The sequence below is a fragment of the Bradyrhizobium sp. genome (assembly GCF_027307225.1).
Classification (GTDB): domain Bacteria; phylum Pseudomonadota; class Alphaproteobacteria; order Rhizobiales; family Xanthobacteraceae; genus Bradyrhizobium.
In genome coordinates, this window is the sequence record NZ_DAHUXJ010000060.1 from 1 (window position 1) to 20,879 (window position 20,879).

Here is a 20,879-nt window from a genome sequence, read left to right on the forward strand (position 1 = left end):
AGATCCGAGCGCTGCATCGTGTAAGTCTGCCCGCCGCCCGTCGCGCCGGCGGTTGTGCCGTCGATTCCCCCGGATGCTGACGTGACCCGGCCGGCTGCGGTGCCGCCCATGGTGTCGAGCGCCACCGAGATCCGTCCGCGCTTGTCGGGAAGATTGAATGTCGTGGATCCGTCGCCGCTGCCGTAGGCCGTTCCAACGATCGCGAACAGCGCCGCGTAAGTCGTACGCGAGATCGCCTGGCCATAGGGAAATGCGAAAGAGCTGTTCGGCGCGGTCGTGCCCCAGAAATCGATCCCGGCCCCGATCGGAATATTGTAGGGGCTGCCGAAAAACCCCTGCAGGTAGAAAGCCCCGTCCGTGCTGTTATAGGTCGCTCTGTAGGGCGTCCCCTGGATGATCACGCCGGCGGGCAGTTCCACATTCGGCGCCGAACGCAACGGCTTCGCACCCAGAGAATCCACGTTCAGCGTCACCGTGGCACCGTTGGTCGCGTGCGGCGTAAAGGCGATCATCTGTCCGTTGAGATCGGCAAGCGTGTCGAACACCTGAAAGCTCGAGACCGCATAGGCCGTCGATGTACCCGCCGTCACAATGGCGCCGGCGATGTCGTCGCGGTATTTGGCGGTCGCCGACATCATGGCGCGCGCGGAATCGTTCACGCTCGAAGGCGCCTGCCCTTCGGCCCAGTTGATGGTCGGGTCGGCGTTTGCGTCGGCTGAAGCCGTCTGCGACCACTTATAGAGTGTCATTCCTGCTGCTCCTAAATCAAAACGGCGGCCCTCTCCGCCGCCGTCTCCTGCGTGGGATTGTAAAGAAGGCGCGTCTACTCAGCGCGCGCCAACTCGAGATATTGCGAGCACGCACAAGCACCCGCGCGCGCGGTCAGGAGATTGCGGATGACGCCCGCGGGAACGCCGGGATTCTCCCTCGCTACCGCCGCCGTCTTCGCATCGATCACGCCATCGATCTCGGCCCGCAGCTGCTTGATGCGCTCCTCAAGCGGAAGATTTGATGTCTGCGTTGCTTCCTTTGACTTCATCAGCCTGTATTCCTGCCTTGGTTTCAGATCGCGGCTTTTGCACTTCGGCCAGCTTTCGGCGAAGGGCGGCCGCTTCGTTCTGCGCGCGCCGCAGCGCCTTCTCACGGCCCGCTTCGTGCTCGACGATAAAGAGCTGCACGTCGTAAGGCAGCGACTTGAACCGCTGCTTGAAATATTCCGGCCAGGCGCGAGGCGCTGCGAAGCCGGCGACCTCACTGATCGCGGCAGCCACCGCAGCGCCGAGTGTGGGATCGGCCAGGCCGAGCGTCACATGCATTTTGGAAATGTCCTGCACCGCCGGCCAGAGCCGCGCGATACCGAGCGATCCGCAATCGCTGACGAACTTTGCGACTGTCGCGGGGTGTGCCGGACAAAAGCTGGCGCCGTTCGTCTCGCACCAGCGGGCGAACACCGGCGCAGCGCGCAAGCGAGCCTGGGCGAGCGCCGCCAGCACCGGATTGGTGGTCAATCGAATATTCTCTTGTTCGCTTTGCGTTTATCTCTTGGCTTTGCGCAGCGCTTCGTGCACGTCGCTCATCTTCTGGCGCAGGCCGATCAGCCGTGCGTGACGACGCAGCGAATGCGCGCCCGAGCCGATCTCACCGCGCAGATCACTATCGAGATTTTCCAGCGCGGCTGCGCGCTTCTTCAGGCCGTAGAGGGCGAAATCATCGGCCATGTCCTCGACCGACATTGGCTCGCCGTAGAGCTTTTGCGTCTCGGATTCCGCGCGTTCAATGAAATTGCGATCGTCTTCCATCGAGAACTCCGGCGATTATTGACCAAAACTTCGAGAACGTTTCGAGCTAAATCGGTGTTGGGAACGCGTGTCAAAAGTCGTGGATACGCGACAGGCTCAACGCCGCGTCCGCGGCCGATCGTCAGAGTGGAATTGCTGAATTAGCGTTGCGTCGGCGGACCAAGTATTCAATCCACGTCCAGAATTCGGAGATATAAAAGTCCGAGGGGCTCGTTGACGAGATATTCGCTGGTTCTCCTCGGGTAGTTCCGGCCCCGTCGTCCGACATAGATGCCTAGACGGATCTGAGACTCGGTCAAATGGCGCACAACGTGATCCGCGCCATCCGCGAAATAGCAGCAACCCCATCGGCTCGAATCTCCCGCAATCCGAATGGTCGAAGCACTTCGATAACTCCGACCAAATGGTCGCAAAGTGATCGTAAAATTCTGCTTCTTCAGTTCGATCTTGCAGTCGGATTGCTCATCGCACGTCACCGTGCCGGCGTCGTTGGTGTCCCCGGCATCGATCGCGTAGGAAACCCTGTAGTCGGCAGCGGAAGCGCTTGCGCTCGACAAAAGGCAGAATGCTATAAGGAGAAAACCGCACGTGGCGCGCAGGAGAGACACGAATACAACCTCCGGGAGTAGCGACGCCGACACTAGTGCGGTGAATTTGAAGTTCCTATCAGTTTCGCCTCGCGGTCGGCTCGACGGGCACGCGGCTTATCGCCGGCTCGATTTGCGCGCGTTGTAAAGTGCAACCGCGTCCCTGATGTCGCCGGAGCTGGAGAGCTTCGCACTGAGTGTGCGCAAGTCGGCCTGGTTGCGCTCGGCCGTCGTGCGGGCCATGCCGGGCCGAACGACTTGCGGAAGCGCCTTCGTGGCGGCAGCGTTGCGGGATTTCGTCATGAGACGAAATTTTCCTGCCTCATACATCATCTTCTGGAACGCGGCGTTGCGCATCAAAGGCTCGGTGTTGAACAGCCTGACGAATTCGGCGGGCTCGACGCCGCTTTCCCTGGCGGCGGCAAAAACCTCCGCGGTGACCGCTTGCTGCGTCGCCCTCGGCTCACCCTTCAGCATCGCATCAAAACGCGTGTCCTCCGCGCTTGCGTGCGCCGAAAAGTTTTGCCGCGCGATTTCCGCGCTGCGGCGGTGTTCCTGTTGCTGCTGCGCGAACATCTGCTGGGTGCCGGCGATCAGGGCTTGAACGCGTGCGAAGCGCGCGGGGTCCCGGCGCGCGATGTCTGCAAACGCAGCCGGCACGTTATCAGGCGGAAGCCCGACCAGTTCCGGGATCTGGCTCAAAATGCTCATCTGCGCAAGTTGCCGGGCGGATGCCAGCGCGCTGATATAGTCTTGCCGGACCTTTTCCGTCTCGCCCAGCCGCTCTTCGATCGCTTGCGCGACTTGCGGATGTTGCAGCGCCTTTGCGAGCTCCGGGTCGAGCCCTTCGACGGAAACGGCGCTATCGGCGTTGGCTTGCGGACCTGTCGGCGTTTCGGGTCTGGACTTGTTCGCCTCGGACTTGCCGGTCGCTTGCGGCACCTCAAACCCGAAAAGCTCTGCCGCATCAGGATCCTTCGCCATTGCCTCGGCGCGCAGCGCGTCGACCCGCGCAGCGAGTGCCTCGCTTGTTTGATTTTCAGCGTGCAGGCGCTCAGCGGAAGTCGCGGCCGCATAATCGCGCGCGGCGCGCTCCAGCGTGACTGCCTCCGTCGGCGCCACGGGCTTGCCGTCAGGGCCGATATATTCCCGCACGTTCACTTCACGCGGTGCACCGCGCTGTTCCGCCGCCTCGCGCAGCGAGGCCGCATCACCGCCGATCGCCTCGTCTTCGTTCTTTTTGTTCGGATCGGACATCGCCGCGTAGCCGGCATTGGCGAGCTCAAAGGCCGCACCGGTCAAGCCGGCATCGGATTCATCGGCCAAATCTGACACTCCTGTCGCTATTCATTCTGGTTTGCGCGGTGGCGCATCGGCATCCGCGATGACGTGCGTCATCGCCGGCGTTACGAGCGATAGGTTCGCCGTCCCAACCGCCGCACCGGCACTTCCGGCTGCGAGGCATCGTCCTGCACGGTCGGACCGATGTCGTTGTCGGGCTGCGGACTGCCTTGCTGGGCAAAGTTCTGATCGTAATAGGACTGGAGCCAGTTTGCCGTCGCGTCGGCGGGAGGATTGACGCCTTCACCTAGACTTGGCGCAAGCGATGATCCAGGCTTTGGGGATGGCCGAGGAAGAAGATATTGAAGCGAAGGGATACCACGGGGATCGACCCACAATGGGGTTGGCACGGTTCGAGGAGGCCAATCTGGCAGAGGCGGCTTCCATCCTTCCAACGGATCTGGCTCTTTAGGAACGAGCCCATCAAAACCCCAATTGGGAAGTTGATATGAGTCATCTTTGAATCGAGCAGTCATAGTTTCTCTCGTTGCTGGATAGGAAGTAGCGCTGTCACCGGGCACTCGTTCGAGAGCCGGTTGTGGTTACAACTTTTCTTTGGACTTATTGCCGACCTGTGCTGACAGAATCGCAAGCATCTGGCCTGACCAAGATGCGAAACGTGCGTCGGAACCTAGCGCCCACTTTCCGAAGTTGGTGCTCCATCGCAGCGCCCACCCTTCACGAACTTCGGAAAGTCATGGGCACAAGCAAACTTATTGATTCTAGTACCGCTTTTATCGATCTGAAGTCCCTGATCGAATTCGCCGCACCTGGTGCAGGGACTTCAGATCGGCGGTACTAGGGGTCGTAGATGACCGACCATGGCAACTTCAACTGCGTCACCATGTCGTCGAGTTCACTCTGACTTTGGGGATAGTCTTCGTAGAAAACCTTCGTCCTGATCACACTGGCATAGAATCTTGGATTCCAGGTCCAATAGACCGACGGATATTCTCCCATCCCGTCGAATTTGTGCTTCAGCATCCTTCTGACCATCAAGCTTTCCGGTGGGTCTCGGAATTGAGCAAGTACCCTACCTTCATAGAATTTATGCTTGAGCTGGTTGAGATATTCATTGGGGCGGCCGTAGCCATTGACACCGGTACATGGCGCGATGTCGAGGCGCGGAGCACTGCGGTCTGTGGTTTCCGAGAATCGCACGCATTCATTCGCATCATTGACAATGCTCCAAGCGACCAAAGAATCCTTGGGCACGAACGTCCTCAAAGAGGCGACAAAGAGATAGCTGGCGCAATCGGCAAGACAGTAACCGTTGATCACAACGGTCGCCTGCTTGCTCCGAATCAGGTCAGCAAGCTTGATGGTCGTGGCTATCTCTCCGCCCCAAATGCGAACGACAACAAAGCCACCCTGCGCCAGGCCATAAACAGGCCAGAAGTCGAACGAGGTGAAAATCCAGCCGTTGATACACAACACCCGCTTGTCATTACGTAACGCGATTGCGGAAGGAGTATTTCCTCGACAATAGGCCAGCGCGTCCGCGTAGCGCGCCTTCTCGGCCTCCGACGGCTGACCTTGGGAAGGCTGCGCGTTTTGCGATGTTGACGTCTGCGCCTGCGCGTCTGGCGATGTCTGGGCGTGCGATAGTCCCACGCATGCAACAGCGAGCGTAAGAAGCATCACAAACCTGAAGGCTGCAAAATGCGCGATGCGTGAGACGAAAGTGCGCCTATCATTTGCGCGGATTTCGCGTTGAGAAGATTCAGGCGACATCGCGATGGCCCGTTTGACACAACTACAGGAGGCAACTAGAACAAATCAAGAACACTGTCAACTGGCTTCTTTATGACGCGACGCGCCTTTCCGGGATGTTTTTCGGCCCGAAGCCCGGCGACATCAATAGCCCGTCGCTCGAAGCAGGTTTCTTTGTGGCGGCTCCTGATTAGCGCGGCCACTTTCGCAGGCCCGGTGGCCGCCGCAGCAGCATCTGCGCATTTGGATTTGCGGCGGGCGCAGTCGGCGCTCTTTGAGCTGGGGCGCTCGAACGATCGTCTGGATCCTGCGTTTGGGCCGTTGTCGCCGCAGGCGCAACACTCATTTGCCCGGTGTTGAAACCGTTGATGCCATTGGCGAGCCCTGCAAAGGGGCTTCCGGCCGGGGTTTGCGCCCAGCTTTGAAGAGCGGCACCAAGGCGATCGCCGAAATCGGGCATCTGCGCTGGCGGCGGCGCGGGCGGCCCGATGAACGAGGTATCCGTCGGCTGCACGGTGTTGAATCCGGTGATCCCGTTGGCGAGCGCTGCAAAGGGATTTCCAACCGGGGTTTGTGCCCATTTCTGAAAGGCTGCGTTCAAGTGCGCACCGAAATCGAACGTCGACGGCGCTTGAGAAACATTCGCATCGGCGGAAGGCGAACTCTGCAAATTGGCGGAGCTTAGAGAATTTTGCGTTGGATCAGGCGCTGACGCGGCCCCGGCAGAAGAAGCTTGCGTGGCATCGAGCGCCGGCTGCGCGGCAGCGGGTGAGAACGAGGTCTGCGGCGCCGGCAGCGCCGACCCATCAAACGAGTTCGGCGCGTCGGCGCCGCTGCTCGACTGAAAAGCCAAATCCGGGCGCACCGAAAGCAGGCGCCCGTACAAGCCGCCGCTATCCTGGAATTGATCCGGGTCGAAATAATCGTCGAACAAGCCCATGTCTTGCGGACTCCCTCCTTGCGATACTCGTTTACTCAAGCTGGGAAAATGACGAGCGCTTCGCCGTCACCGCAAAATGGCGCTCGGCGGTTCACGGCTGAAGTTTCCGACTATCTCTCGACGTCAGTTGAACTCCGGAAACACTTCGATACCGAGTTCGATTCTCAAGGCGCCAAGGCGGGCCACCTCGCGCCACGGCAGAATATCGCCGATGTTCGTATCGCCCGGCAGATCGATGTTCACCGATGCCTCGCCGCCGCTTTCTATCAGGTCGACCAGAAAGGCCTTGTGCGGCTCAAGCTTCTCGATCAGGTCGACCACTTCGCGAAAAAAGAATCTATTTCTCGCAAGACGAAGCGTGCAGCTCCACACACTATCCCGGTGACGCCCCTGAAGCGTTTCGCCCTTCGGAGTTTTCATGAAGGAGCCCACCATCGCCGCGCGCGTCGGCTCGATTTGCAACGTTCGCGTGATGACATCGGGATCGATGGCCGGATGCCTAATAATAAATCGAACGTTGTATCGAAGCGTCTCGTTCGATGCGAAATAGTTGTCATCATCTACTTCCATCGACTGCGATCCTTTCCTCGCTGTCCGCTCGGCTTGCCCGATCCGGTGAAACTGCCCGCGGGTCCGTGATTGGTCCAGCTGCCATCCGGATTTTGTCCCCAGACATATCCCTTGGGCGATATGCGTACACGATCAGGACCTTTGGACTCTATCGCTCCTTTTATCTCGGTATGATCGCCGGACCAAGGCGTCTGATCGATCGGAAGAGAACCGGCGGGCGGGCGGCTTGCCGGCTGGCCAACGCTCTCTTCTTCACTTCCTGGCTCTTCAGTTTTCCTGGCGTTGTTGAGGATAAGCGCACCGAGGCCCAGTCCTAATAGCGCCCCGGCTCCAGAGAACCCTCCAAGCGACGGCCGATCGTTCGCCGCGATCCGCAAAGCCTTGCGGAACGAAGCCGTCCAACAATCCCATTGTCGTGAATTCCTTTAAGCCACGCCGTTGAGTTCGCGCGAGGCTTCGGTCGCGGCGCGGTAATCGACGGCCTTGTAGCCACCGATCTCGATCACGGCATGCGGCGCCGTCTTCTCGACGTCCTGCGCCAGAAGCCCGATGTGATAGGCGTGCGCGCCCCTGTAGCGATAGCCATAGACCGGCGTGCCGTCGAACAGCGCACCGACCGGCGCGATGTCTTCCTTCAGGCGTGCGTCGGAAGGCAGAAATTTGGCAAGCGCGCCGAGGCCACTTGCGATCGTGCCGAATTGCTGGGCGCCGGACATATCCTGCGTGCCCTGCGTATTGCTGTTCGATTGGGTACCGAGCCCCGCAATCGGCACGCCGATCTGCGCGAGCAATTGCAGGTTCTGTGCCGGAATGCTTTGCGCGAGTTGCGCCAGCGCCAGTTGCTGCTGCGGCGCATAGTTCTGCGCGTTCAGCGCATCCTGCGCGCTCGACGCGCCCTGGAGCTGGTTCGCGAGCGCCTGCTGGTTCAATCCGGAGAGCGCGCTGCTGGCCGTGTTCTGCGCGCCAAATAGCGAGTTCGCCGCATTCAGCTGGTTGGCGACATCCTGGTTATATTGCGAGGCGATCACAGGCGCCTCGCCTTGCGCGATGCCGCGGGCAAGCGCCTGCTGGTTGGCGCCGGAGAACTCGCGGCCCGCCGCGGCAAACTGGCCATTGACCTGGTTCGTCGTGTCGCTGGCGATCTGCGCGAGCTGGGCCTGCAACGCGGGATCGTTGCCGACCATGCTGCCGTTGGCGAATGGCGTGAGCTGGCTCTGCAAGGTCGATAGGCCGCCTTGCAGGTTTGGCGCCTGCGCCGTCGCGTTGCCGCCGTTCAGGAGATTGCTGGCGAGCCCCGTGATCTGCCCGGTGAACGGATTGCCCTGCGCGGCGTTCTGCGAGAGCTGATTGATTGCGCCGCTTTCAGTCGGCGTCAGCCCGCTGTTCGAAATCAGCGGATTGAGCTGCCCCAGAATGCTTGTCAGATCCGGCTGCGCCGCCTGCCAGGGCGCGGTTTGCGATTGCTGCGTTTGCGACGTCGTGGATTGACCACCCATGGCGTGGGTTCCTTTTTTAATCAAGACAGTGAGTTTTTCGGGGAAATGCGGCGGCCGAGCCACACTCGCGTGGCTTCAATATCGATGAGTTTCGATTACTCTCGAGTGGCTAGTAGCGGACCACACGACGGCCAAGGATTCGAACCGCGTCCTCTTGGCTGTCATGTGCTTCTTGCGGAGTCGCGTCAGTCTCGGCCGCGCGAGCGGGACTTCCGTTGCCATTCTCATATATGTCGGGAGCGCCTCTCGCTTGTTCAGCGAGCGCAGCAAACAATCGCCCGAGTAAGCCGCCCTGGGAAGCGGGATCTACTCCGTTTGCCGGGATTTTTTGCGGAGCCGGTAAAGGAGCGGGAAACGGGCGTTGTCCCCCTGGAAATGTTGGAGATGGCCATGGGGCCGGTGACGGCGCGGGAATTATTGGCGGCATTTGTCGGGGGATCCACCAGGGTCGATAGCTGGGTGATGCCCCTTCAATCCCAAAATTTGGCGGCCGATAGGAATCATCTCGGAATGAGGATGTCATGCTTACAGACCTGATTTTTTGAGAAACGAATCGTTCGCGATCAAAGCCACGAGTATTCGCGCCGGCGTTACCTGCCCGGCTGGACCAGAGTTCGATGACCGGCTTCAATTATGATTATCCGCTAAGGATCGTAAATCACTCGGTCCGTGTGGAGTCGCGCCACCATTGCGTCAACTTCGTCCTGACTTTGCGGATAGGCCTCGTAAGTGACCTTCGTTCTTAGCGCATTCGCGTAATATCGCGGGTTCCACGTCCACATGACGTCGGGATATTTTCCCGTTTCCTGAAACATCCCCGTCAGGATTTTTCTGATGGTGAAGCTCTCCGGCGGGTCGTCAAACAGCGGATCAATAGCCCTGCCTGAATAGAATCCCACATTCATGTCCCGACGACCTTTGTCGCCATTACGAACGCCGGATGGTGCGTCAGGGCACGGCGATTTTTCGAGGCGCTCGGGTCCCCCGTCCTTTGTTGCAACCAATGACGGGCACCAGCGCGGATCGACCGTGTAGTGCCACGCGACCAGGGTATTCCTGAGGACGAAGGCCTCGCGAGAAGCCAACAGCAGATAACTCGCACAGGCGGAGAAACAGTAGTCATAGACGACCACGGTTGCATTCCGGTCCTGAAGAATATCGGCCAGCGCCGCGGCTACAGATATGTCTCCGCCTGGGCTTCGGATAACAAAAAGGCCGTTCGGCATGAGCCCTTCGGCCAGGGAAATATCGACGTCCGGAGTGAGCAATCCGTCGAAGCATAGAACGCGCTGGTCGAGGTCCAACCCGAGCGGGCGTTTCACATGGCCACTGCAGAATTCGGCGGCTCGATAATAACGAGCGAAGTCGGTGTCGTCGGCCTGTGCGGCGTCCGAGTAGCTGCTCAGGTAAACCAGCGCGCAAAGAAGGCACGAAGCGAACGAGCGGATATTGAAGATCGCGCGCTTGCGACGCTCACGGAGCTTCCGGCCGGCCATCGTCGACGCCTGCACTTCCCATTTACACCACCTCAAAGCGAATAGAACAAAAGAAGAACATTGTCAACATAGCGACCGAAACGAGCAGCTTATCCATCACCACATGCCGCGCCTCGTATCCCTCAAGCACGCGCAGCCAGCCCTTGCGGCCGAAGATGTGGACGCGCCCGCAACCTTCATCGCGCGCATAGGCCTCGATCCGATCGACCAGTTTCAGCCACCGCTTCATGGCGCGCCCGGCGCAGAGCGTGATGACGCAGACCTTGCCGAGATCGGAATCGATCAGGCAACTGCCGCAACACGCTCGTGACCGGCAGAGATGAACCAGGCGCGCCACGCTCCGAACTCATCTCGTTTGGTTGATCGGTCGGCCGATCGTCTTCATCGTCGTGTTTTCAGCCGTGACGCCGGAAACCCAGGTTATCCATTGGTTCATGTCAGCGGCTTTGCTATCTGGATTCGGACGCTGCTTGCATTCTGGGCCAAATCGTCGGTTCTGAAAGAGAGTTGGTCCGTCCTCGGAACGGTTCTCGATGGCCTGGAGTTCTTATTTTTCGTGCTATCGTGCTGGGGATGATGACGAGCAGCAACGACGAAAAAGAATGGACAGCGACCGATCTCCACAGCAAAGGCCAGATCCTTCAGCCGATGACATCAAGCGACGGCGGCGGCTTCGCTGGTCGACCGCGGCAAGTATCGTGTTTTTTTTCGGAGCGCCGCCCGGTCTTGTGCTTTTCCTCGCCCTTTCGCCCGACTTCGATCCATCTCTCGCGCGCGTATTGATCGTCGGCGCCACAGGGTGGCTCTGGCTGCTCTCCGCCTTCCTGATTTATGATGCACTATTTGCGGCCGCTGAAGCGCGATGGCCCGCGGCAAAGGCCGTTCGCGAAATCCTCGGTCCCATCTTGAAATCGCTCTTTTATCATCATCATGGCTAGTGCCCACTTTCCGAAGTCCGTGTCACAACTCAGCACGACCTTTCACGGACTTCGGAAAGCTATGGGCTACTCACAGACTTATTGATTCTAGTGCCGCTTTTCTATTTGAAGTTCCTGAACAGAATTCGCCGCTTGTGGTGCAGGAACTTCAAATGGGCGGCACTGGACCGCTTGCACGCGTCGAAACTTTCATTGCTCCACGACACGTTTTCCGAGATATCGATAAGCTGCCAATGCAGGAGGGACTGCGCGACGAGCCAAAGGATAAAGCTTCTGGAGTGTCGGCCCCGCGTTGCTGTCCGGTAGCGCTTCCTCCAATCCCTGGACAGCCACACCAGGAGCGACAGCGTGCTTGGCCACCGTCGCAGGAAGTTCGCGCAGCACTGCTCCCATCGCCTGTGCGCCACGAAACGCGCCACGAACAGCAGCGACGCCTTCTCCGCCCAACACCATTGGTGTCATCTCTCCGATCGTCTCGGCGTAACGCCCCAATCTTGTTTGAGGTTGATAATCGACGAAATTCTTCGACCAGCGTTGGAGTTCACCTGAGGTCAACGGTTTGATGACATCTGGTTGACCGGCGGGGATTTGAGGAAGCCCGGCCGTCCGCAAAAGCAGATTAGGCAGAAAATTTTTCGGAAAATAACCGAATCCGGTGGCCATATCTGGAATCAAGCCAACCGCGTTTGTCGTCCCCCTGACCATACCAATCCCAGCCGATTTCGCGATGTCGCTGGGATTTATCCAAGAGGGTTCTACTGGGGGTGGGCCTTCCGTCGGCTTCGTGGATTCCGCTGGTGGTCGGGCATTTCCTCCTTTTCCCGGTCCGCCAAAAACGCTTTCTCTGGCGACCGTTTTGACGATGAAGGACGCGGAAGCGGAAGCCAGGTTTTGGGCAATTCGCTGGTCTGAAACGAACGGCGAGCCGATCTGCCCGCACTGTGGCAGCCTCGATGCTTATGATTGCCGCCGCCTCAAAGGCGCACCTCGATTCCGTTGCAAGGGCTGCAAGAAGGATTTTTCAGCATCATTGCCGGAACACTGTTCGCCAGCGCGAAGCTGCCACTGCGCTGCTATCTCGCGGCCATCGCGATCTTCTGCAACGAAGTGAAGGGCAAGTCCGCTTTGGCCCTCTCGCGCGACCTGAACGTTTCTTACAAGTGCGCTTTCGTCCTCCTGCACAAGCTACGGGAAGCGATGGCAGAGGAAATGAAGGGCCGCGTTGTCGGCGGCGAAGGCAAAGAGGCTGAGGTGGATGGTGGCTATTTTGGCGGCTACGTGAAGCCCGCCAACCAGAAAGAATACCGCCGTGACCGTCGTTTGGCCCAGAACCAAAACGGCAAGCGGAAGGTTGTCGTTGTGATCCGTGAGCGTGGCGGCAATTGCGTCCCGGCGGTTTTCAATTCCGAAAGCCAAGCAGCCTCATTCATTCGTGCCCGCGTTGCGAAGGGCACGGTGCTGCATGCCGACGAAGCCGGATCGTGGGACAACCTCCATGAACGATTTGAAGTCAAACGCATCAACCATCAGGAAGCCTATTCACTCGACGGTGCATGCACGAATTGGGCGGAAGAATATTTCAGTCGCCTGCGTCATGCTGAAATCGGCATCCACCACCACATTGCTGGATCGTACCTTCTCTGGTACGCGCAAGAGTCGTCATGGCGGAAGATAACCGTCGCGTCTCCAACGGGGATCAGGTGAACCGGATTGCGGCGCTGGCTTTGAAGCGCGGCAAGTCAGTGGACTTCACCGGCTACTGGCAGCGGCACGTTCAGAGCTAGAGTAGGACGTTATCCCTGCTTCAACTGCTTGGCCAGAACCTTTGCCTTCGGACCTTTAAGGTCGGCGTGGGTGCAAACTCGCAGAAGCTTAATGGCACCGCCGGGCATCGGCTTATAAATCAGGAGGACATCATCATCCAAATGACATTCCATGAAACCTCTTAGGGGGCCATCCAGCTTATGATCGTTCATTTTCGCTGGTAGTGGGTCGGGAGGAACAGCCCGTTTGCAGCGGTCGAATGTCGTCATCGCTTCGCTGATAGCGTCGCTCTTAACTTTCCGCCAAGAGTCTCTAAATCCAGCCGCTTGCACCCAAGCTACATCATTATGCTTGGGTGCTTCCGTCATTAATTATTCGCGGTTGAGCCAGTCCAACATGTCTACAACGTTGTTATGGCTGGCCTCCGGGGGCTCAGCATCTGCTTGGAGTATGCTTTGAACAAAGGCCGGATCATATTCAGCAATACTCGCAAAATAGGTGCCACCTAGAGATACACCAATCGTCGCGTTGGAAACTAAATTCGAACCAGTCACGAAGGCATTGTTACCGCTAAAAGCCATCAAGTTCTGAGCGTTCCCAAATCCAGCGATGGTCTCAACGACAGGAAACACCTGCCAAGCGGGTGCTTCACGTTCTTTGACCGCCAAGCTCATGGTTCAACCTTTCTTCTTAAGGTTGTCGGGTATCCGCGTCTGATTGACCATGGTCAGTTGCAGCACGTAGATGGGGTCGCCTTCAGCATTGTATTGTCCGACCATCTTTTTCACGTCGAGTACGGCCGCCTTGGCGCGAATGACTGTGCCATCAGCCAAAGTAAATTCGCTCCATCCGTCTTTGGATGACACAATATCGATCGGTTCGGCTGGTCCCTTCGGGTCATAGCCGAGACTAACCTGCATCGTTGGTGTCGATGAGGGAGGCGGCACAGGTGCAGATTGTCGATTAGGGATCGGCTGCGGTCGGTGCTTGTTCTTAGACATCGCGGCTAATCTTGCGACGCATTTGAGGGAGTGTTCTGTTGCAGGCAAACGCGCCAACAGCGTTGGCGGGCCGCTCTTGTCCTCGTGGACCGTCCGGCATCCAGTTCCCCTTATTTAGGTTTTTTTAACACACATGAAACCCCGCGATAGAGTAAAAGTGCCACAGGGGCGGTGAAATATCCGTTAGCCGGACCGGCTAAAATGTCGGAAATAGAGGCTATTTGAGGAGGTTTTCTTCAATTTGGACGGCCGGCCGCCACCCCACCGGCCCCGTCCCTGACGCAGGATACACCACCTCAACCAACTTCCCCGACCTATTCCGCATCAGCGACAGGATCGCCGACTGAAGGTCTATCTCTTGCTCGCGGGTGGCCCTGGGCTCTCTGCCGTCCAGAACAGCCGCCATCATCTCCCGCGCCGTCATGGGCTTCTCAGCGGTCCTCAGCACTCCAGCACGGCTCCATATAATGTCCCACGCTTGAACCACGGGTTACCCTGGTTTCGTCGCTTGACGGCAATCGCGCTCAGGTTCACGTCGGGATTCAGCATCTTCATGACAGCTTCGACCTGCATCATTTGGAGTCGAAGCTTGTCACCCGTCTTGCGGTTGCCTTCGATCTTCCCGGCCAACTCACCGTGGAGCTGCTCAAGCGTTTTTAGGGCGTGGTAGGGAAGTATCTTTCCGTGCGGCATGTCCATCTCCTTTGCGGTGGAGATGGGAAGCACCGTTCAAAATTCTTGTGGCGTTTGCGCCATAATACCGGAAAATTGCGGAAGTTCGCGTTGCGCCTGCTGAACTCATGAAGGATTTCGCGGGCCATCGTCGACGCTTGCACCTTCCTGCCTACACCACCTCTGAGAGAATAGAACAAAATAAGAACATTGTCAACATAGCGACTCAAACAAGCAGCTTATCCATCACCACGTGCCGCGCCTCGTATCCCTCGAGCACGCGCAGCCAGCCCTTGCGGCCGAAGATGCGGATGCGCCCGCAACCTTCATCGCGCGCATAGGCCTCGATCCGATCGACCAGTTTCAGCCACCGCTTCATGGCGCGCCCGGCGCAGAGCGTGATGACGCAGACTCTGCCGAGGTCGGAATTGATCAGGCTCGTCGCGGCGGCCGCTTCGATCGCGCGTCCGTTCCAGGCGATCCACACCAGGCTGCGGCCTGCCAAAATATCCGCTTCGAAGTCGGCGAAGGCGCTGAGGCAAGTTGCGCGGCTGGCTAGCTCAAGCAGCGGCCGCACGTGCGACCAAATCTCCTGAATGCGCGCGGGATCGACGCAGACGAGTTCAGCCTTCGAGGGCATCAAGATGTGTGCGCGCCGTTGCGAAGCTGACAGAAGAACCTGTAACGAACTCGCCGGCGAAGGCTGAGCGAGCCCTCGTGCGGCCACTCGCTTGCACAATCTCTCCGATCACAACGGACATGAAGGTCCGTCGTCATCTCTGGGCAGTTCATTGAGCTCCGGATGATCCGGATAGATGGACTCATGCAGCATTTCTTCGATCGCCGCCATGACGTGGCCGATCGATCGTCTGATTGTCACGAATTCTTCCTCGCTAGCAACCGCTTGCGTGAGAAAGAGCGACAGAGACAGCTCCCTGACCGCCGACTCCATGTGGCTTTTGAATTGTGTCGCGGCTTTCCTGTCCATTACAGCTCACCCGCCATGCATTTGGTTATATATGTTGATATTCCATCGACTGCAAATCCCCGCTGGGCGAAGGCAATAGATGTCGTCATCAGCATACGCATTTGCTCGTCCTCATCCCTGCAGCGCATACAGAAACAAGCGGCCTGCAGTCGCCGAATTGGCATGAGAGATCGTGAACGCGCCGTTGGCGACGCTGGAAACATACATCGTGCCGTTGCCGACTTCCGTCGCCGCATTTGCGCTTGCCGGCACAAGCAGCGGCACGGTGCCGGCGGCACAATTCGGATCGGCTACGGTAGTGGTCGCGGCGCCCGTGGCAAGCGTGACGGTACCGGTCGCGTTGGAGCGGCCCGCCGCAAGCTGCTGAAGCGCAAGAATGATCTTTTTCAGGTCGGTCTCGGCCATGCCAGGCACGAACGCGGTCACAGCGCGCCGCCCGTTGCAATATCAGGCACCACGCCCGCGAAAAACGTCCACGGCGTCGCTTGCGGAATGCGGACCCTAAAGCGCGAATAACGCGTGTCGCGCCGCATGTCGCAGCGGCCGCTTCTTGCGTTCAGCGGCACTTCGGCGCCCGCCGTCGCCGGCACGGCCTGGGTGTCGCGATAAGAAGCAGAGCCGAACAGCGTTGCGGCGTCGGTGACCGGGCGAAAGCCGCGGATGGTGATACGGTTTTCGTCGGTGCCCTGCTCGGCGCTTTCGATCGTGGCTTCCAGATTATCGCCGCGAAAAAAACCGAGCCCGTGCGTATTCGAGAACTGCCCGATCTCCGGCTGCACCGCGGTGGCATAGGCATCGAGGCTCAGCGTCATCGCATCCAGCGACCCACCTGGCGCGAGCGCATCGAGGTTTTCCAGCGTGAGGCCCGTCTGCGAAATGCCGAGCAGGTATTCGCCCGTGCTTTCGATCGGGAAGAAGCGATCGAGCAGGAAATCATATCCCAAAATCTTGTCGTAGATGCCGCTCGATCCCGCGACCGACTTGTAGGCCCAGTAGACCCGCGTCGAGCGCGGGTCGGCCGCACCCATGAAGAGCTGCAGGTTGCCCTTGTCGAGATCGGCCAGGAAGGTGCGATCGACGCGCTCGCGGCCGATCGGCTCGGGCACGCCACCCGGCTCGATCTTGTGAAAGCCCTGGCCCGCATAGAAGAAGATCTTCTCCGCCGCGCGGATGATCGAGTACGGCGCGAACAGCCCCTTGTCCTGGGTGATGCGGTCGATCTGAAAGATGATCGGCGAGCCCGGCACGAACGACATGCTGCGGATCGCCAGGTCCTGGAAGATGATGCCGGATTCGCCGCCGGCAACGCCGCGCACGATGCCGCCATCCGGAAAATCCTGGAAGTCGGACGAGTTGATGCCGCTGGTCCAGCTCGCCGACGCATTGAAGCTGTCGAGGCCCGACCACTGGATTCGATACGGCGCCGAGAGCAATCCGGAAAGAACGAGAAACTGGCCGACCACGCTGATATAGGCCGCCTGCGGCGGCGAGCCGAGCGCATTGGTGAACGTGGTCGACGCCGTGAGGTCAAACACCTGCAACACGGCGTTGGCCTGCGTAGCGAAGACCAGGTTGCCGGTTTGTGCGAACTGCCACTGCGCGGTCGCGGTCAAGGCGCCATAGGCGCCGCCACCGAGCGAGACGTCGACCCAGCTATAGTTGGTATCGTTGAGCTGATAGAGCTTGTTGCTGGTTCCCGCGAAGGTCACCACCGTGCCATCGGATTTCAGTGCATAGAACGCGCCGCGGCAAGCCGAAGGCAACGCCGAGGTGTAGGCCGTGAAGGAAGGAAACGGCCCGTAGCCGTCGCCGCGCGGCAGCACGTTGAGAATGTTCTTCGTCGCCTGCCCTTCGTAGTCGCTGACGTCGGGGCGATAATCGCCGGAAGCAAGGAGCGGCATTATTCGGACACCGGAGGCAAGATTTGTTGGACAGGATCGATCGTCCAGTTGGGCTGCGGTGGCATGACCGCCGACCAGGCCGGCGTCGGTGCGGCCGAGTCGTTCCAGGAGGACGTTTGCGGATTGATCGCAGTCCAGGATGGCGAAGGAGGCCCTTCGCCGTTCCACGAGGGAGTCGGAATCTGCGGATCGAACCAGTTGACGAAATCCCGCGCCAGCAATGCGCCGGGGCTTGTCAGATCAAAGGACGCCGCAGGCAGCGCGCCAAAGCTGACGGAAATTGCCGTTGCAAAGCCGGTCAACGCGAAGGACCCGGAAGGGGTGACCCGATCGCCGATCATGTCGGTGGTTGCCAGGCCGCCTAAGGCAAAGCTGCCGGCCGTGACGGGATCGCGCATCGCAAATGTCGCGGAGACGCCGCCAAGCGAGAAGCTGCCGGCAACAGGCGCCTCGCCGAGGGCGAACGTTTCGCCGGCGCCTGAGAGCGCGAATGCGCGTGCAGATGCTGCAATCCCAAGGCTGAAGCTGCTCGCCTGCACGGCCAACACAACGCCGCCCGGCGAAGCCGTCAGCGTAGCGCTCTGGGCAGGATCCGGCGGATGCCCTGGTGGAAAATGGCCGAGCGCATCAAAGCCGAGAACCGACACGGTTAGTTATCCCTGCCGCGGCGGTCGATCCATCCTCGCGTTAGCACGAAATAATTCGTGTTCGCCAACGATGATCGCGACCTGATCTGCGCCGATGTGTTGGTTCTGACGTTGACTTGACATGACGCAAACGCCCCCGATGCGCTGACGATTTCGGCATATTGGCCGGAAGGAGCCGCATCCGCCGCATCAGGTGACGTAATGGCAACAGTGACCGAGCTTCCGCCGATGCCGGCGGCAGCCGCGATGATCGCGTTGACTTCGACACCCGTTGGGACGGTCAGAGTAGAAAGTAACGCGCTCGTCCCGAGATTTGCACTTCCCGTGACGTCTTGAAGTGCAGCATCCCACAGAAATTCATCGCCGTTCTGATGAAACAAAATCCACTGGCTCGAGCCATTTGTTTTGATTGATCCGATGCGGCGTTTCAACGTATACCCGCCCGGCATGGTGGGAGCCGACGCGGACACCGATATGAGAACGTCAACCGCTTGCGTAGTCACGTCTTTGATGAGGTAAGCGTGATACCACGTGGAGGCGGCAATCGTACCCGTATCCAAGCCGCCGTTTCCGGAGCCGGAAGCCCAGGCCAAAGTCGTCTTCGAGATCGACGCGGAAAGCGTCATCACGTCGGCGGCGGTCGCATCGGCAGCGATGCCCGCCGCAATCGAGAACGTAGCCGAAGAACCCGCCGTCGAAAGCGTCAAACCCGCGAGATAGCTTCGCATGATAGCGGGAACGCCGAGATTTTTCTGCGCCTGGTTCTGCTGCGTCGCCGTGAAGGCGTTCGCGACTTCAATCGAAACAAGGTCTTCCGCAAGACCTACGACGGAAACATTCGGCGCGGCGCTAAAGCTGATTTTTGATCCTGCCCCACTTTGCCCGCTGGCCGTTCCCGTGCCGCTCGAATTGTAGAGCACCGTTGTGCGCGGGAGAACGCTTGTTGAGGTGTTGTAAGCACCTTCGCCGATTTCCCATTGGGTAAGGTCGGCGCTGACGGCGAAATACTTGTATTTGACGCCATTGGCGACGCCAGCCGCGCTCGGCGACTGATAACCGGTGACGGCCGCTGAATAGGTCCAATCGGCGGTGCCACCGGCGGTCGGCGTGAATTTGCAGTTGTCCAGGAATGCGGCCATGTCGCGCCTTACTGCAACGTCAACACGCCGTTGGTCTGATCGAGCGCAACGGTGAAGGTATTGCCGTTGGTCAGATTGACTTCGGCGCCGTAGTCCCACCAGCCGATCAGGTTGCCGCTCGGCGCGGTCGAATTATAGAGCACCGCATAGCGGAACTGGGCGATCGCGCCGCCGGACGCGGTCCACGACACTTGCGAAAGAATCAGCTTATAGGTCCCGGACGTATCGTTGCCGGAGACCAAGGGTGCGCTTGCGCCGCCCGCCGCATAGCCGTTGCCGGCCGCGATCTCGCCGATATTGCTTTTGATCGTGTTGGTTGCCACCGGCGCCGTGTCCGACAGCAGGACCTTGAGCGTATCGGAATTGAGGTTGTGGACCTTCTGCGCGAGATCGGAGACGAACGAATTGAATTTGTTGAATGAGGCCATGCGATGGTCTTCCTAGATCACTTAGATGACTTGCCCCGAAATCCGCACCGTCATCGGTCCGGCATTGAAGGTCGACGTGAGGCCGAGATTGTTCAGATCGTTCATCGCGCTGGTGAAGCCGAGGCCCCAGGTCTGGATGCGCGCGTCTTCCTTGATGTAGGGCGCCGATTCCAGGAGCGCGCCGTAGAGGTAGAGATCGGGCGCGAGCGTCAGCAGCCAGTTGGTGGTGTTGGTCGCAAGCGGCGGAATGTTGGCGCGATAGACCATCTCGATCGTGTAGGCCTGGTCCGGCGTCGGCGCGAGCTCGATCTCGTTGCCGAACACCGTAAAGTAATACGGCTGCGCCACCACGTCGGCGCTCCTGAACCGGAATTCGTCCATCTGCAATCCGGAGCGAAACTCCAGCGCCGGCTTGCCGGTCACGCTGGAAAGGCGGACGCGGCGCATCGACTGGAAATCGGACGGCAGAGCGATGAACTCGGGCTCGCTTGACGTGAGATTCACGACCGCAATGGCCCGGCTCTCCATCTGGCGCACGAACAGCTGACGGTTGAACTTGGCTTCGGCGAGCTGGACGAAGCTCGGAATGCGAGCAATCAGCGTGGTGTCCTGGTCGCGCGCAAGATATTCGGTCACCGCGGTTTGAAGCGAGGGGTAGTCGACGATCTCGGTCATGTCTGTTTTCCTGGCCAGCCCGTCAGAAGTTTTGGCCTATCGGTTCGCAAATAGGCCCACTCCGGATCGGCAAGCTTTCGCTGCACGATCAAGTCAAACTCCGGGGAGAACATCCGCAAGGCGGCGTTGCCCCTGCCATGCTCCTCATGCAGCCAGCGGACATAAATCACATTGGGAATGCGCGCGACGTGCCGTCCCCAGTCACTGGACTGCTCTTCGCGGCGCGCCTCGTGATTCCAGCGCAATACCGGCTCAACATCCTGGATGTGCTCGATCGCCAGATCGCGGCCGTTGCTGTCGAGGTGCGGGCGGATCAGAACGCCGTCCATCACGACATTTCCGTGATCCACAGCGTACCCGCCGTCGAGGTGACGAGCCCGTTGGTGGCGGCCGCGATGGCCGAGATACTCTGGCCGGGATTGACGGTGACGTGTTCGATTGTATTGGCCGGCAGGAAGACGTCGGCGACCGTTGCGGTCTGCGGGCCGTCGCCGATCCGGTAGCAGCAGGCCGAGTCGGCCGCCAGCCGAACCTGATACGTCTCGGATCCGAATTTGTTGGTGATCGCGACCGAGGCGTTGAAGGCGATCGTCTGCGTCGTCATGGCGCGCGACGCCGGCTGTTTGGGGAAGAACGACATCTAGAGCTCCGATTCCGAAGTTCGCATGATCTCGCGGCAACCTCTGATGCGAACTTCGGAATCAAAGGAGCTCTAGCAATATTGCAATTCTAGTGCGGCTTTGAATTTGAAGTTCCTATGAAGAACTGGCGGCAATCCCGATAG

General features: G+C 59.3%; 29 protein-coding genes and 1 pseudogene. 2 read left to right on the top strand and 28 right to left on the bottom strand.

What is annotated here, in order from left to right:
- From M6D32_RS10420 to M6D32_RS10475, 12 genes are all read right to left on the bottom strand, one after another.
- Positions 1-749 (bottom strand): phage tail protein (locus M6D32_RS10420; protein WP_298255819.1); only part of this gene is annotated, 749 nt, incomplete at its 3' end.
- A 74-nt stretch (positions 750-823) separates the two neighbouring features.
- Positions 824-1,039: a hypothetical protein gene (locus tag M6D32_RS10425; protein ID WP_298255820.1), complete on the bottom strand. Its 216-nt coding sequence runs from the start codon at positions 1,037-1,039 to the stop codon at positions 824-826.
- Positions 996-1,508 (bottom strand): hypothetical protein, encoded by a 513-nt coding sequence (locus tag M6D32_RS10430; RefSeq protein ID WP_298255821.1) that lies wholly within the window; start codon positions 1,506-1,508, stop codon positions 996-998. The genes M6D32_RS10425 and M6D32_RS10430 overlap by 44 nt, the downstream gene beginning before the upstream one ends.
- A 27-nt stretch (positions 1,509-1,535) precedes the next feature.
- Entirely contained in the window at positions 1,536-1,799 is a 264-nt protein-coding gene (locus M6D32_RS10435; protein ID WP_298255822.1) for a hypothetical protein, read from the bottom strand.
- Between the two features lie 704 nt (positions 1,800-2,503).
- Positions 2,504-3,712: a hypothetical protein gene (locus tag M6D32_RS10440; RefSeq protein WP_298255823.1), complete on the bottom strand. Its 1,209-nt coding sequence runs from the start codon at positions 3,710-3,712 to the stop codon at positions 2,504-2,506.
- An 80-nt stretch (positions 3,713-3,792) separates the two neighbouring features.
- A complete protein-coding gene (locus M6D32_RS10445; protein ID WP_298255824.1) occupies positions 3,793-4,077 on the bottom strand; it encodes a hypothetical protein in 285 nt (94 codons plus the stop codon).
- A 448-nt stretch (positions 4,078-4,525) separates the two neighbouring features.
- On the bottom strand, positions 4,526-5,461 hold the full coding sequence (locus M6D32_RS10450; protein WP_298255825.1) for a hypothetical protein: 936 nt from the start codon (positions 5,459-5,461) through the stop codon (positions 4,526-4,528).
- A 169-nt stretch (positions 5,462-5,630) separates the two neighbouring features.
- Positions 5,631-6,380, bottom strand: coding sequence for a hypothetical protein (locus tag M6D32_RS10455; protein WP_298255826.1), 750 nt, complete (start codon positions 6,378-6,380; stop codon positions 5,631-5,633).
- Between the two features lie 123 nt (positions 6,381-6,503).
- A complete protein-coding gene (locus tag M6D32_RS10460; RefSeq protein WP_298255827.1) occupies positions 6,504-6,950 on the bottom strand; it encodes a DUF4279 domain-containing protein in 447 nt (148 codons plus the stop codon).
- A 425-nt stretch (positions 6,951-7,375) separates the two neighbouring features.
- Positions 7,376-8,446: a tail fiber domain-containing protein gene (locus tag M6D32_RS10465; RefSeq protein WP_298255828.1), complete on the bottom strand. Its 1,071-nt coding sequence runs from the start codon at positions 8,444-8,446 to the stop codon at positions 7,376-7,378.
- A 644-nt stretch (positions 8,447-9,090) separates the two neighbouring features.
- A complete protein-coding gene (locus M6D32_RS10470; protein WP_298255829.1) occupies positions 9,091-9,942 on the bottom strand; it encodes a hypothetical protein in 852 nt (283 codons plus the stop codon).
- A gap of 22 nt (positions 9,943-9,964) precedes the next feature.
- Positions 9,965-10,279 carry a hypothetical protein gene (locus tag M6D32_RS10475; RefSeq protein ID WP_298255830.1) on the bottom strand — a complete coding sequence of 105 codons (315 nt, stop codon included), beginning with the start codon at positions 10,277-10,279 and terminating at the stop codon, positions 9,965-9,967.
- A gap of 196 nt (positions 10,280-10,475) precedes the next feature.
- On the opposite strand from M6D32_RS10475, the gene M6D32_RS10480 reads away from it, so the two are divergent.
- Entirely contained in the window at positions 10,476-10,880 is a 405-nt protein-coding gene (locus M6D32_RS10480) for a hypothetical protein (RefSeq protein ID WP_298255831.1), read from the top strand.
- A gap of 189 nt (positions 10,881-11,069) precedes the next feature.
- Here the strand turns inward: M6D32_RS10480 and M6D32_RS10485 are convergent, their stop codons facing one another.
- Positions 11,070-11,543 (bottom strand): hypothetical protein, encoded by a 474-nt coding sequence (locus tag M6D32_RS10485; protein ID WP_298255832.1) that lies wholly within the window; start codon positions 11,541-11,543, stop codon positions 11,070-11,072.
- A gap of 199 nt (positions 11,544-11,742) precedes the next feature.
- Between M6D32_RS10485 and M6D32_RS10490 the strand changes: the two are divergent.
- Positions 11,743-12,664 (top strand): annotated as a pseudogene (locus tag M6D32_RS10490) (IS1595 family transposase).
- A gap of 9 nt (positions 12,665-12,673) precedes the next feature.
- On the opposite strand, the gene M6D32_RS10495 reads toward M6D32_RS10490, so the two are convergent.
- The 15 genes from M6D32_RS10495 to M6D32_RS10565 form a co-directional block, all read right to left on the bottom strand.
- Entirely contained in the window at positions 12,674-13,012 is a 339-nt protein-coding gene (locus M6D32_RS10495; RefSeq protein ID WP_298255833.1) for a type II toxin-antitoxin system mRNA interferase toxin, RelE/StbE family, read from the bottom strand.
- A gap of 3 nt (positions 13,013-13,015) precedes the next feature.
- Entirely contained in the window at positions 13,016-13,318 is a 303-nt protein-coding gene (locus M6D32_RS10500) for a hypothetical protein (RefSeq protein WP_298255834.1), read from the bottom strand.
- Positions 13,319-13,321: 3 nt separating this feature from the next.
- The gene (locus tag M6D32_RS10505; protein WP_298255835.1) at positions 13,322-13,645 is read right to left on the bottom strand and encodes a hypothetical protein; all 324 of its coding nucleotides are present in this window, start codon (positions 13,643-13,645) and stop codon (positions 13,322-13,324) included.
- Positions 13,646-13,862: 217 nt separating this feature from the next.
- On the bottom strand, positions 13,863-14,069 hold the full coding sequence (locus M6D32_RS10510) for a hypothetical protein (RefSeq protein ID WP_298255836.1): 207 nt from the start codon (positions 14,067-14,069) through the stop codon (positions 13,863-13,865).
- Positions 14,070-14,086: 17 nt separating this feature from the next.
- Positions 14,087-14,338 carry a hypothetical protein gene (locus M6D32_RS10515; protein WP_298255837.1) on the bottom strand — a complete coding sequence of 84 codons (252 nt, stop codon included), beginning with the start codon at positions 14,336-14,338 and terminating at the stop codon, positions 14,087-14,089.
- 205 nt (positions 14,339-14,543) lie between these two features.
- Positions 14,544-14,894, bottom strand: a complete 351-nt coding sequence (locus M6D32_RS10520) for a hypothetical protein (RefSeq protein ID WP_298255838.1) — start codon at positions 14,892-14,894, stop codon at positions 14,544-14,546.
- 171 nt (positions 14,895-15,065) lie between these two features.
- On the bottom strand, positions 15,066-15,305 hold the full coding sequence (locus tag M6D32_RS10525) for a hypothetical protein (RefSeq protein ID WP_298255839.1): 240 nt from the start codon (positions 15,303-15,305) through the stop codon (positions 15,066-15,068).
- Between the two features lie 111 nt (positions 15,306-15,416).
- Entirely contained in the window at positions 15,417-15,710 is a 294-nt protein-coding gene (locus M6D32_RS10530) for a hypothetical protein (RefSeq protein ID WP_298255840.1), read from the bottom strand.
- A gap of 17 nt (positions 15,711-15,727) precedes the next feature.
- Positions 15,728-17,206, bottom strand: coding sequence for a hypothetical protein (locus M6D32_RS10535; protein ID WP_298255841.1), 1,479 nt, complete (start codon positions 17,204-17,206; stop codon positions 15,728-15,730).
- Entirely contained in the window at positions 17,206-17,853 is a 648-nt protein-coding gene (locus M6D32_RS10540) for a hypothetical protein (RefSeq protein WP_298255842.1), read from the bottom strand. Before M6D32_RS10540 ends, M6D32_RS10535 begins: the two co-directional genes overlap by 1 nt.
- Before the next feature lie 2 nt (positions 17,854-17,855).
- On the bottom strand, positions 17,856-18,992 hold the full coding sequence (locus M6D32_RS10545) for a hypothetical protein (protein ID WP_298255843.1): 1,137 nt from the start codon (positions 18,990-18,992) through the stop codon (positions 17,856-17,858).
- An 8-nt stretch (positions 18,993-19,000) separates the two neighbouring features.
- Positions 19,001-19,420 (bottom strand): hypothetical protein, encoded by a 420-nt coding sequence (locus tag M6D32_RS10550; protein WP_298255844.1) that lies wholly within the window; start codon positions 19,418-19,420, stop codon positions 19,001-19,003.
- A 21-nt stretch (positions 19,421-19,441) separates the two neighbouring features.
- Complete coding sequence (locus M6D32_RS10555) at positions 19,442-20,095, bottom strand: hypothetical protein (protein ID WP_298255845.1); 654 nt, start codon at positions 20,093-20,095, stop codon at positions 19,442-19,444.
- Positions 20,092-20,424: a hypothetical protein gene (locus M6D32_RS10560; RefSeq protein WP_298255846.1), complete on the bottom strand. Its 333-nt coding sequence runs from the start codon at positions 20,422-20,424 to the stop codon at positions 20,092-20,094. Before M6D32_RS10560 ends, M6D32_RS10555 begins: the two co-directional genes overlap by 4 nt.
- On the bottom strand, positions 20,424-20,735 hold the full coding sequence (locus M6D32_RS10565) for a hypothetical protein (RefSeq protein WP_298255847.1): 312 nt from the start codon (positions 20,733-20,735) through the stop codon (positions 20,424-20,426). Before M6D32_RS10565 ends, M6D32_RS10560 begins: the two co-directional genes overlap by 1 nt.
- Positions 20,736-20,879 lie beyond the last annotated feature (144 nt).